This is a genomic window from Pelovirga sp. C15f (assembly GCF_057178085.1).
Genome location: NZ_JBXUCV010000002.1, coordinates 335503 through 348109, shown reverse-complemented (window position 1 = coordinate 348109; position 12607 = coordinate 335503). Strand labels below are relative to the sequence as shown.

Below are 12607 nucleotides of genomic sequence, written 5' to 3'. Positions count from 1 at the left end.
GGTAGCGCGAACGCTTGAAAAAGTAAAGGCTCCCGCAGGTGTACCGGCAGGAGCCTTGATAATGGTTTTTTATGATATTAACCTACGCGACTTCAGCGGTATCCTTCAGATAGCGTGGCCGCTCGACAATAAAATTGACAATCTCTTCAACCTTCGGCACGCGCCCGGCAATGCGAACCTGATCGTCGATCATCAATGCCGGAACGACATAGATACGATTGTCAATCATTTTGCGCGAGTCACTATATTGGTGGACCTCAGCCTTAACCCCGAGCTGCTCCAGGGCTTGACGGACATTGTCCACGGTTCCCTGACAGCTCTCCGGCTTGTCCGGCCTACAAAGTATATCGATACGCATGATGCCCTCCTTAACGAGTCTACGGGTCAATTATTACTTGTTTTGTCTTTATTATAATCAACATCCCACGTTTAGCAAGTTTTTTCGATGAGTTGCTGCGCTTTTTTATTCCTTTGCTTCAACCCTGACCTCAAGATCGCCGGCGTTTAAATCAACAACCACTTTGCCACCCCCAGCCATGTCACCGCGGATCAAAGCACGACCGATGCGGGTCTCAAGCTGGTGCTGGAGATAACGCTTCAGGGGGCGAGCGCCGTAGACCGGATCATAGCCGCTGGTGGCAATATGATCGGCCGCTGGTGCTGTCAGTTCCAACTCCAGGCGCTGTTCTTGCAGACGCTTACGCAAATCCTCCACCAGCAGGTAAACAATCTGTCTGATTTCATCAAGAGACAAGGGCTTAAAGATGATGATATCGTCAATCCGGTTAAGAAACTCCGGCCGGAAACTCCGCCGCAATTCCTGCTCAACCTGATCCTGAACCACCTGGGGAATTTCACCGTCTTTAATACCCTCGAGCAGAAAATGTGATGCGATATTAGAGGTCATAATAATCACGGTATTTTTAAAGCTGACCATGCGCCCCTTGGAATCGGTGGCACGCCCGTCATCGAGAATCTGCAACAAGACATTAAAAACGTCAGGGTGGGCCTTTTCAATTTCATCAAACAGCACCACCGAGTAGGGTTTACGCCGCACCGCCTCGGTCAGCTGGCCGCCTTCCTCATAGCCGATATAGCCGGGAGGGGCACCAAGCAGGCGACTGACCGCATGCTTTTCCATGTACTCCGACATGTCAATGCGTACCATGTTGTCTTCACTGTCAAACAAGGCGGCGGCCAGGGTGCGGGCCAGTTCCGTTTTGCCGACCCCGGTGGGCCCGAGAAAGATAAAGGAACCGATCGGGCGGCGCGGATCCTTGACTCCGGAACGGGCCCGGATTACCGCATCAGCAACCCGTTCGACCGCCTCGTTCTGGCCAATGACCCGCTCGTGAAGGATCTCATCGAGACGCAACAACTTATCGCGCTCGCTTTCGATCAGACGCGTGACGGGAATACCGGTCCAACGTGCGACAATTTCCGCTATCTCGTCTTCTGTGACCTCTTCGCGCAGCAGTTTGGCCTGCTGATCGCCCCCGGCCAGCTTTTCCTCCTCCTGCACAAGGCGCTTTTCCAGTTCCGGCAACTTGCCGTGTTTGAGCTCAGCCGCCCGATTCAGGTCATAGTTCCGCTCGGCGGCAGCAATATCCAGACGCACCTGCTCAATTTCCTCCCGCAGGTTCTGAATCCCCTTGATGCCCCCTTTTTCCAGCTGCCACTGGGCAGAGAAGACCTTTTCCTGTTCTTTGAGTTCAGCCAGCTCCTTTTGCAGAGCTCCCAGGCGTTCTCGGCTGGCGGCATCCTTTTCTTTTTTCAATGCCGCTTCTTCAATTTCCAGCTGCATCAGCCGCCTGGTGATGGCGTCAAGTTCTGCCGGCATCGAATCAATTTCGGTACGAATTGTGGCACAGGCCTCGTCCACAAGATCAATCGCCTTGTCAGGCAAAAAACGGTCAGCAATGTAGCGATGACTGAGCTCCGCCGCCGCAACCAGAGCATTATCCTGGATGCGGACACCATGGTAGACTTCGTAACGTTCCTTGAGACCACGCAGGATACTGATAGTCGCCTCGACATTGGGCTGGTCAACCATCACCGGCTGAAAGCGGCGTTCCAGTGCTGGATCCTTTTCCAGATGCTGACGATATTCGTCCAGAGTCGTAGCGCCGATACAGTGAAGCTCTCCGCGCGCCAGCAGCGGTTTGAGCATGTTGCCGGCATCCATAGCTCCCTCGCTCTTACCGGCACCGACGATGGTGTGGAGTTCATCAATAAATAACAGAATCCGCCCCTGACTTTCCTGCACCTCTTTAAGCACCGCTTTCAGGCGCTCTTCGAATTCACCCCGGTATTTCGCGCCGGCAACCAGCGCTCCCATATCAAGAGAGTAGACGGTTTTATCTTTCAGGCCTTCAGGAACGTCACCGCGCACGATCCGATGCGCCAGACCTTCGACAATCGCCGTCTTGCCGACCCCCGGCTCACCGATCAGAACCGGATTGTTTTTGGTTTTGCGCGACAATACCCGGATGACGCGACGGATTTCCTCATCACGGCCGATGACTGGATCGAGCTTGCCCTTTTTGACTTCTTCCACCAGGTCGCGGCCGAACTTGGACAGAGCCTCATAGGTCGCTTCGGGATCCTGACTGGTGACCCGCTGATTGCCACGGATACTGGTCAATGCCTGGAGCAGCGCATTGCGCTCAACTTTTAATTTTTTCAGCAGGCGCCCGGCGGCGGTGCGCTCCCCTTCACCAGTGGCCGCCAGGAGAATATGCTCAACGCTGACATACTCATCCTTGAGCTGCTTGGCTTCGGTTTCGGCCTGCATGAGCAGCTGGCTTAAGCGCCGACTGGCGTAAAGCTTGCCACTATCGACGCCGGCACCACTGACCCGTGGGCGCGATTCAACATCCTGGCGCAAACCACCCACCACATCCTCGATGGCGATGTTCATTTTCTGCAGTAGTCGCGGCGCCAGGCCATCCTGCTGTTCACACAGGGAAAGAAGCAGGTGTTCCGCATCTATTTCCGCATGGCCATAGCGCAATGCCAGAGCCTGTGCAGCCTGCAGGGCCTCCTGAACTTTCTGGGTGGTTTTATTCATATCAATCATCTCTTCCTCCTGTATCAGCCAGTGGTCATGCCCTCGTCAAATTATACCAACAGGCTTGCCACCCTGCCGTAAATTCGCGTAAAAAAAACCGGGGCCATTGTCGGCCCCGGCAATAAAGGTTTCTTCACCGTCCCGGCTTGAACAGGCGTGTTAGTGAAGGGTTTTCACCGCAATCTTCTTCGGCTTGATTGTCTCGGTTTTCGGTAACCGCAGGGTGAGAACTCCATTTTTAATTTGCGCCTGCCCGGCATCCGCATCAATCCGGTCGGAGAGCTTGAATTGCCGGTAGTAGCCGTGCTTGTTGCCGTTTTCACGTCCCTCGCGCTCGGCTTCGAGAGTTAACACCCCACGGGAAATTTCCAGTTGCAGCCCCTGATCATTCACCCCGGGTATATCTGCCAGCAGTATCAGTTCATTATCGGTCTCATAAATATCTACTGCAGGCGTACCCCGGAAGACTGGTACTGCCTGCTCAACCGGGTGAGCCGGGGTTGCTTGTTGGGCTTGTTGGGTTGCCATCTGCTTGTCGTTCATATCAACACCTCATCTGTTATTCTTGAAGTTTTTATGGTTATATCAGCTAGCCGGCCTGACTGCTCAATCAACCGGTTTTGATCTCGATCCGCCGGGGCAGAGCTTCTTTCGCCTTGGGAATACTGATGCTCAGGATGCCGTCTATATATTCGGCTGCGATATTATCAGTATCGAGCTTGCCGGTCAGCATCAGGCTCTGCTCAAAGGAGCCGCTCCTGCGTTCCTGACGATGAACGCGAACGTTCTCCGGCAGATCAGCCGGAGCAAATTCACCCTTGATCACCAACTGGCGGTCAACAACATTAATGTCCAGCTTCTCGCCATCAACGCCGGGCAATGCCGCCTTGACCAGGTATTTCTCGTCCTGTTCACGGATGATGAAATCAACCCGTTCCTGTTCACGCCGAAGGACCGGATCCAGATCAAATCCACGCAGCAAATGCTCTACTTCGCGCTGCATACCTTCAAACGGGTTCATCATATGAAATCTCAACATGGTTTCCTCCTTATTTGGTGTCTTGGTTATTACTTTAAGTGTGTTATCACGCCGCTGCCGTTTTTTTCCAGGCGGCCATTCCTGTTTTGCTATATCTCTATTACAAATCGGATGCCAACTTTTCATAAAAATAAAAAGCTATTATTTTCAGCATGTTGTAGGGCTGCCGGGGAGAAAATAAAAAATGCGACGGCGCACCAGTTGTCGCAGCGCCATTGTCGTGCGACAGATGCGACGTCGCACCTTGAAGAAAAAGAACCATTCCGCCGGCTGGGTTTAGAATAAAGAGCTTCAGATCAGGAAAGGATGTGCTTCAGTTGCTATTGAGCTGGTCGCGCTCGAGACCGAGACGCTGCAGGTGACGATAAAGGGTCGCACGATGGACGCCCAGCTGACGCGCTGCAGCGGAAAGGTTTCCGTCAGCAGCGGCGTAAGCAGACCGGATCAGCTCTGCGCTTAAATCTATTTTGTGCCCTTTGCGGCCCGGTTCAGCAGCATTCCGCGAGGCGCTCTGGTTAGCGCCTGACCAGGGCAGGGCCACCGGTAAAAAAGAGGCGGGCGCAGGTGCCGGCTGAGCGACGGGCAGGTCGGCAGTAAACTGGCGCCGCTCGCGGATCCATTCAGCAAAAGCACGAGCGCCGATAGCTTCGGTCTCGGATTCGACCACCACCCGTTCAATCACATTACGCAGCTCGCGAACGTTGCCCGGCCACAGATAGGACTGCAACAGGCGTACCGCTTCGAGGGTCAGGCGCCGTGCCGGCTTGCTGTATTGGTGACCGAACTGCGCCAGAAAGCGCTCGGCCAGCAGCGGAATATCTTCGGCACGCTCCCGCAAGGGCGGCAGATGAATCCGCAATACCGCCAGACGATGGTACAAATCAGCGCGAAAATCTTTGTTGGCAACAGCCTTCTCCAGCGCCACATTGGTCGCACCGATAACCCGGACGTCCACGTTGCGCGGCACTTCGCTGCCAACCCGTACAACCTGGCCATCTTCAAGAACCCGCAGGAGTTTGCTCTGGGTTGAAAGGGGCATATCACCAAGCTCATCCAGGAACAGGCTGCCGCCATGAGCACGCTCAAAGTAACCACGGTGATCCCGCACCGCCCCGGTAAAAGCACCGCGCTCGTGGCCAAAAAGTTCCGATTCGAGCAACTGTTCACTGATGGCGGCACAATTGAGTGCCGCGAAGGGCTTGTCACGGCGCCGACTTTCCAGGTGCAGAGCATGAGCAACCAGTTCCTTGCCGGCACCGGTTTCACCGGTAATAATGACCGTTGCGTCCGAAGCCGCATAGAGGCGAACCTTGCGAAACACCTCCCGCATGACGGCACTGACCCCAACAAGTCGATGAAAATCCTCCGCTTCCGGGACATCTCCCAGGGGACGGAGAATCACCTGAACCTGATGACCCTGATAATCTTCGCTCAACCCGGCAGACTGAATATCAGCCAGCACATCGGCCTGCTGGGGCACCAGTCGTATTCTGATAGCGGACAGATCCTGCCCCCGTTCGACCACCTCCGTCGCCAGATCCGCCAGGGACGGCACAGCATCAGGAAAAGCGACTGCGACCGGGCGCCCCCGCAGCTGGCCGGCAGCCCGTCCAAGGCTGGTCGACAACCGTTCGGAAACCTTATGGACCTGCCAATCATCGTGAGCGGGCAGGAGCAGAACCAGGTCCGGAGTAATGACGGGAAGGTAATCGATTGCGTTCATCATGACAATTGGCCGGGCATTAGAAGCGCAAGGTCGCCAGATAGTCGGAAAACATCGACAGGCCGGACTCAAACCGGGTGAACTTGATGCCCATTCCGGCATTTTTACTCAGGCGGATCAGGTTCGGCGGAATTTTCTTGGCCCACTGTACCCGGCCCCGTACCAGCACTTCCTCACCATCGGGCAGGTAAATACACAAGCGCAGCAGGGTTCCTACCCGCTCCGGCTGACCGGTAATAACCCAGGCCCCGGCGATGGAAGCATTGCCGAGAAAAGCTATTTTTGAGATGTCATCGACCCCGAAACGGACCTTGAGACGTCTGCTTTTTCGCTCCTGACCACGCGCGACCCGGGTATTCATACCCTCTCCCCTACTGACAACAGATGGTGAAACAGGCTTGATCTATCAATCCACAACCGTGCCGAAACCGGCATTTATCACTGCGGCCGATAGTACAGGAACCTGTCCCCAACAACAACCCGACGGTTGCTCATTCGCCCCCGGGTACGGGGATTTTTTCGGTTTCGTGCGGCACCTGCGGGAAGCGGCCGCTGCGCCAATCGTCCTTGGCCTGCTCAATCAACTCCCTGCGGGTTGAGACCAGGTTCCACCAGACGGTGCGTTTACCCAAGGGCTTGCCGCCGACAACCACCAGCCCGCTGTCTGCTGTGGCCGTCAACTCAACCGCTGTGGCGGCATTCAACACCACCAGGCTTTGGGATGGAATGGGTACGCCCTGGACCTGGACATTACCATCCACCACATAGACGGCGCGCTCCTCGACATCGTCCGGCAACTGCAATCGGGCACCCTTGCTGATCCGGACATCGGCATAGAGGGTAGGCGAGGCTGTTTTCACCGGCGATGTGACGCCCCAGGCTTCACCGACAATCAGCCGCAGGTTTACGCCTTCGTGCCGGACGCTGGGAATCTGCTCGGCAGCATAGTGGACAAAGCCCGGCTCGCCCTGCTCTGAATCTTCCGGCAGCGCAACCCACAGTTGCAGCCCGTGCAATGAATGACCGGCATCACGTAATGCCGGCGGTGTCCGTTCCGAATGCGAGATACCGCGACCGGCGGTCATCCAGTTGATCTCGGCTGGACGAATCGGTTGAACGTTCCCTAAGCTGTCACGATGGAGAATTTCACCGTCAAACAGATAAGTGATGGTCGCCAGCCCGATATGCGGATGGGGGCGCACATCCATTCCTTCACCAGGAGGGAACTGTGCCGGACCAAAGTGATCAAAAAAGATCACCGGTCCCACCGACTTGAGACTGTCGGCCGGCAATAAACGCCGCACACTGAAACCACCAAGATCCTTGACCTTTGGTTGCAGGATCATGCGGATGGCCGCACAAACAGAAGCGGATCTGTCCTGATCGGGGCTATCGGTCTCAAATACATCACTCATAGGATGACCTCCTGTCAGAATAATCCAGCACCAGCCGCAAATGGAACGCCGCACCCCAGACCGTAAAACGGCAAGGTGACGGCACTTCCGATTTTCCCGGCAATAAACCAAAGACCAAGAACACCGGCCTGGTGATCCAGTTCTTGTAGAACGGCAATGCGATCATAGAGCCTTTGGCCGTGATTTCTCAGCTTCATGTTCCACTTTATTGTTTTTTGTTTCCGGCGCCAATACCGGCAACTGGTTCAACCTGTTATGAATGGCATGGTGAATGAACGACAACTTTGTCCGTACCGATTGTGTCAGCACAAACGGATAGGCATCATCCAAGCCCATGCTGCGATTCAATGAATTGAGGATCACGGAAAAACTCATCCAGGCATCTAAAATAGCGCCAATCGGTGTCTGTACTGAAAAAAAATACTGATCCTGGGGTAATTGTAATTCGCCGACTTCCCCATTAGCAGCGGCACTGCCGGTAGTTGAACCGGTGATGGAAAAATTTTGTGCCGTCTCCAGAGTATCGATAATGTGCATGTAGTGCGCCCAGGTTTCTGCCCAATCTTCATAGGGATGCATGGTGGCATATGCACTGATAAAGGTTTCATGCCAGTTTTCCGGGGCACCTTTTTCGTAATGCCGTTCCAGCGCTTTTTGGTAGTCTAATTCATCGTCACCAAAATATTGTTTGCATAACGCGTGCTTTTCCGGCGAGCTTGCAATTAATCGGTCAAAATAATAGTGGCCCAGTTCATGACGAAAATGCCCAAGCAATGTACGGTAACGTTCGCCCATGGCCATTTTTGTACTGGAGCGGGCAACATCGTCGGCTTCGGCCAGGTTAATGGTTATGTGACCAAAATCATGGCCGGTAAACACCGCTTCATGGTGTGTTAATTTGCTGGCAAAGTGATCATTTACGTTACGATCAGTAATAAAATCAAAGCTTAATCCATTTTCCGGATCCTGACTAATATTACGCAACGGGACGGGTAATGCATTTAAGGTATACAAGGCCCGGCGTTTGGCCTTTTCCATTTTCTTCCACAACGGAATGTGCTCAACAATCGTTAAATCCGGAATGGTTTCATTAAAACGACAAGCAAAACACAGGACTTCATCTTTACCGGCAACAGGAACGAAGGTGTTTAAATTCACCATGCCATTACAGGCGTTGAATTGAGCATTGTTATCACATTTTTGATAACGAATTTCCGGCTGTGCTGCTTTGAAGAATTGACCACTGGCTTCATCCAGATCGTAAGGCTCCACCTGGTTAAAACCATCATCAAGCCCAACCGTTCTGTTGCAAGCAAGACAAAGGTTACTTTCAAAAAATAACGTCGACTGATCTTTGCAATCACATTGAAATGTTTTCATATAAATATTGGACTCCAAAAAGAAGACACTGGTTAGAAACCGCGGCAGAGAAGCCACGACTCAACCTAGAACAATTACCACTATACATAATAGCGCAGATATAGTGGTAAAGCATTCAACGGCAGCCTTGCCGACAACTTCTTGCAGCTAATGAAGATTCATGTATAATTGCGTTTTCCCGAACTGACAAGTTCCATGATTCGGACTCATGCATCCCAGTTTACCGCGTTGGATACGCCATGAAGTCCATACACTAAATATCTGATCCGATGAACGCTTCCCCGGTTAAACCACAATCAGGTCAGACTTCAGGTATACTGATTTTTTTAAAGGTGGTTCCGATGCGCAAATGCCTGCTTCTCATGATGTTGACGATCTGGGTTGTCATCCCATCACCAGCTCAAGCCGCAGGTGCGCCCGAAAATCGCCTCGAGCGTGTTAAGAACGCCAACGTCGTACGCATCTGTATCTGGCCCGACTACTACGGAATCACCTACCGGAATCCGAGAACCCTGGAGCTCTCTGGAATCGACATTGACATGGCTAAGGAACTCGGCAAGGATTTGGCCGTTGCTGTAGAGTTTGTCGACAGTTCTTTTGCCACCCTCATCGATGATATAACTAACGACCGCTGTGACCTGGCAATGTTCGCCGTCGGCATCACCTCTTCGCGTGCCGAAAAGCTGCGCTTTACCCGCAGTCATCTTGCCAGCGACATTTATGCAATAACCACCAAGACCAACCGCCGGATCAGCCGGTGGGAAGACATTGACAGCCCTGGTTCGGTGGTGGCGGTCGCCAAAGGCACGCTTCATGAGCCCGTCATGCGGGAAAAACTCAAGGCCGCGCAATTGCTTGTTCTTGACACACCCTTTGCCCGCGAGCAGGAAGTACAGTCGGGGCGCGCTGATGTTTTCATGACGGACTTTCCCTATAGCCAACGATTTCTGGCTAACGCTGACTGGGCACGCCTGATATCGCCTCCGAGCGCCTATCACATAACTCCTTATGCCTATGCCATGAACTTGGACGATGACATCTGGCATGCCCGCATGGAACAATTTGTGAGCGATATCAAGCACGATGGCCGCCTGATGGCCGCAGCTAAACGGCACAAGCTGGAACCCATCGTTGCCCCATGACCGAGCGCACAAGACAGTTACGACAATTTTTCTTTGTCGCCTTGCTGCTTTTTGTCAGCGCAACCCTGATCCTTACCTCCTACATGCTGTGGCGATCGCGCGCTGAAGCCATCCTTAATGGCATCGAAATAGCATCGATGCACTCACGCAGTTTCGAGGATTTCATAACCCAAAGCCTGCACGTTACTGAACTTATTGGCGCCAATATCGGCGGGCAAGAGGATCAGCTGACGGATCCTGACGGGGCGGCAAAAACCTTCACCAGGACGTTGCGCCATGTGCCCTTTCTGCGCTCCATGTCGCTGCTTAACGACCGTGGCTTGATCATTGCCAGTTCCAATCTAGCCAATCTTGGTGTGGATGTGGTTCTGGATAATTACTTGCCACCCACACCAAAAGCGCTGGAAATTTTACGCATAGGCACCCCCTGGACCGGGCGTGATTTTGCTGACGGCCAACCTGGGGCTGGAGATGACAACACAGCAAGGTTCATCCCGATGGTACGCACACTGATAGAGAATGACCGGACAGCAACCCTCCTCACCACCCTGAACCCGGATTATTTCATTAACCACATGGCACAGAAAATCAACCAAGAGGGAGGAACTGTCGAAATCGTGCGCTACGACGGGGTGTTGCTGATGAGTACCGACCCGGACGAACAACCGGGATCCTTGCGTGAATATGTTACCCGCGAAATGCGCCTGGCAGAAGATGAGATCGGCGAATTTGAACAAAAGCTGGGGGATGATCGGCACGTATTGACCGCATTTCGTGCCTCACGCCTCTACCCCTTCGTTGTTGTCACCCATATCAAGCGCGACTACGCCTTGAGGCACTGGCAGTCCGAGGCAAAAACCCTCCTGGGAATAGTTATTCCCACCCTGCTGGCAATCATTCTGCTTGCTGTTTTGTTTTACCGCCGTCAGTTCCAGCTTGCCGAGCAGCAGGCTGAAAACGAACGTCTTCAAAAAATCAATGCCACCGTCTTTGATGCCAGCACCGAAGCCACTCTGATCACCGATCTGGACGCTAATATTGTTTCGATTAACCCTGCCTTCACCCGGGTCACGGGCTACAGTCCCGAAGACGTTATTGGTCTGCCGTTGACGGAACTGATGACGGCTGATGACATCATCACCTTTTCAAAAAGTTTCCCCGGAGACACTGAAACAAACCGAGGACTTGATTGCGCAACCATCGAGGTCCAGCAGCGCTGTAAGGATGGCAGCCTGATATGGGTTGAAATCCTCTCAACAGCCGAACGTGACAAGCAGGGCATGGTCACCGGGTATTACCGTATCAGCAGGAACATCACTGCACGTAAATTGATGGAAGATCAGGTGCGCCAACTGGCGTTCCATGACCACCTGACAAACCTGCCGAACCGCCGTCTGCTCAAAGACCACCTGGCCCTTGCCATGGCTGCCAATAAGCGCACCGGCGGCTATAGTGCTCTTATTTTCCTTGACCTGGACAATTTCAAGCAACTGAACGATGGTCATGGGCATGAGATTGGTGATTCGCTGTTAATTGAAACCGCGGCGCGCCTGAAAAGCTGTGTCCGCGGGATGGATACCGTGGCGCGCTTCGGTGGCGATGAATTTGTCGTTCTGGTTAACGGTTTGGGCGTGGGCCGGGCAGAATCCGCCGCACTGGCGAACCTCATCGCAGAGAAAATCCGCGGCGCCCTCGCGGAACCATATACTCTGACCACCACCCTTGAGGGGCGGGCGCCGGTCACTGTCGAGCATCACTGCACATCGAGCATCGGCATTGCGTTGTTTACCAATCATCAGGCACAAGACAGCATTATCAAGGGGGCCGACGATGCCATGTATGAGGCCAAAGCGGCAGGGGGCAACCGGATACGCCTTCAGGTCGCGCCAGATTGAGCTGCTTTTGAATATACGCTCTTGCTTACTGCCCCGTTCGCTGATCAGGAGTCATCAGTCAGAGGCAACAACAGTGCTGGCACAAGGGGGGGGGGCACCTGTAGAACATCCATATCCAGAGAAGCTATACCGGGTTGGCACAGGCCCTGAAAAAACAAAGGCAGGTACGCCTGTCCGGCGTGCCTGCCTTTGATAATATCTGGCTCCCTCTGCTGGGCTCGAACCAGCGACAATCTGATTAACAGTCAGATGCTCTGCCAACTGAGCTAAGAGGGAATAATTGGTGCGGGATGGGAATATAGGGGATACCAACCCCCATGTCAAGCCATTTTCTGGCGCCCGGCTACCCCCCTTTTTTGAGGTCGTTCAGAACCAGCTTGGCCACCGCTTTGAGGGTTTCAAACACCCCTTCTCCGGTTGGCGCGCAGGCCTCATATTCGGGAACCTTACGGGGGTTAAGCACCCGACTCAGTTCTTCCAAGTCACTGGCATTGGGCAGGTCGCGCTTGTTGTACTGGATAACGAAAGGGATTTTTTCGATATCAAATCCCTGCTCTTCAAGATTGTCACGCAGATTTTCGAGACTCTCGATATTGGCGTCAAAACGCTCTTCCTGCGAATCGGCGACAAAAACGACACCATCAACACCTTTTAGAATCAACTTGCGTGAAGCGTCGTAAAAAACCTGACCTGGAACGGTATAAAGATGGAAACGGGTCTTGAATCCCCGAATTTCACCCAAGGCCAGTGGCAAGAAATCAAAAAACAGGGTGCGCTCAGTCTCTGTAGCCAGAGAAATCATCTTGCCTTTGGAACCTTCAGCCGTTTTATTATAAATGAACTGCAAATTCGTTGTCTTACCGCACAGGCCCGGGCCGTAATAGACAATCTTGCAGTTAATTTCTCGTGAGGCGTAGTTGATGAAGGACATCTGGCGAATTCC

The 12607-nt window shown here is 53.3% G+C and carries 11 protein-coding genes and 1 tRNA gene; 2 read left to right on the top strand and 10 right to left on the bottom strand.

Annotation, left to right across the window (positions count from 1 at the left end; all coding sequences use genetic code 11):
• Window positions 1–82: 82 nt before the first annotated feature.
• The 8 genes from AC1931_RS06905 to AC1931_RS06870 form a co-directional block, all read right to left on the bottom strand.
• Window positions 83–358 carry a thioredoxin family protein gene (locus tag AC1931_RS06905; protein WP_483876510.1) on the bottom strand — a complete coding sequence of 92 codons (276 nt, stop codon included), beginning with the start codon at window positions 356–358 and terminating at the stop codon, window positions 83–85.
• 105 nt (window positions 359–463) lie between these two features.
• Window positions 464–3079: an ATP-dependent chaperone ClpB gene (gene clpB / locus AC1931_RS06900; protein WP_483876509.1), complete on the bottom strand. Its 2616-nt coding sequence runs from the start codon at window positions 3077–3079 to the stop codon at window positions 464–466.
• Between the two features lie 150 nt (window positions 3080–3229).
• Window positions 3230–3613, bottom strand: coding sequence for an Hsp20/alpha crystallin family protein (locus tag AC1931_RS06895; RefSeq protein ID WP_483876508.1), 384 nt, complete (start codon window positions 3611–3613; stop codon window positions 3230–3232).
• A gap of 67 nt (window positions 3614–3680) precedes the next feature.
• Entirely contained in the window at window positions 3681–4109 is a 429-nt protein-coding gene (locus AC1931_RS06890; protein WP_483876507.1) for an Hsp20/alpha crystallin family protein, read from the bottom strand.
• 313 nt (window positions 4110–4422) lie between these two features.
• Entirely contained in the window at window positions 4423–5835 is a 1413-nt protein-coding gene (locus AC1931_RS06885; RefSeq protein ID WP_483876506.1) for a sigma-54 interaction domain-containing protein, read from the bottom strand.
• 16 nt (window positions 5836–5851) lie between these two features.
• Window positions 5852–6193: a hypothetical protein gene (locus AC1931_RS06880; protein ID WP_483876505.1), complete on the bottom strand. Its 342-nt coding sequence runs from the start codon at window positions 6191–6193 to the stop codon at window positions 5852–5854.
• A 130-nt stretch (window positions 6194–6323) separates the two neighbouring features.
• Window positions 6324–7247, bottom strand: coding sequence for a pirin family protein (locus tag AC1931_RS06875; protein WP_483876504.1), 924 nt, complete (start codon window positions 7245–7247; stop codon window positions 6324–6326).
• 162 nt (window positions 7248–7409) lie between these two features.
• Entirely contained in the window at window positions 7410–8627 is a 1218-nt protein-coding gene (locus tag AC1931_RS06870; RefSeq protein WP_483876503.1) for a zinc-binding metallopeptidase family protein, read from the bottom strand.
• A 341-nt stretch (window positions 8628–8968) separates the two neighbouring features.
• Between AC1931_RS06870 and AC1931_RS06865 the strand changes: the two genes are divergently transcribed.
• Together AC1931_RS06865 and AC1931_RS06860 are read left to right on the top strand one after the other, a co-directional pair.
• A complete protein-coding gene (locus AC1931_RS06865) occupies window positions 8969–9769 on the top strand; it encodes an ABC transporter substrate-binding protein (RefSeq protein ID WP_483876502.1) in 801 nt (266 codons plus the stop codon).
• On the top strand, window positions 9766–11664 hold the full coding sequence (locus AC1931_RS06860; protein WP_483876501.1) for a diguanylate cyclase domain-containing protein: 1899 nt from the start codon (window positions 9766–9768) through the stop codon (window positions 11662–11664). Before AC1931_RS06865 ends, AC1931_RS06860 begins: the two co-directional genes overlap by 4 nt.
• A gap of 200 nt (window positions 11665–11864) precedes the next feature.
• Here AC1931_RS06860 and AC1931_RS06855 read toward each other — a convergent pair.
• Window positions 11865–11940, bottom strand: a tRNA-Asn gene (locus tag AC1931_RS06855).
• Between the two features lie 67 nt (window positions 11941–12007).
• A complete protein-coding gene (locus AC1931_RS06850) occupies window positions 12008–12595 on the bottom strand; it encodes a GTP-binding protein (RefSeq protein WP_483876500.1) in 588 nt (195 codons plus the stop codon).
• Window positions 12596–12607 lie beyond the last annotated feature (12 nt).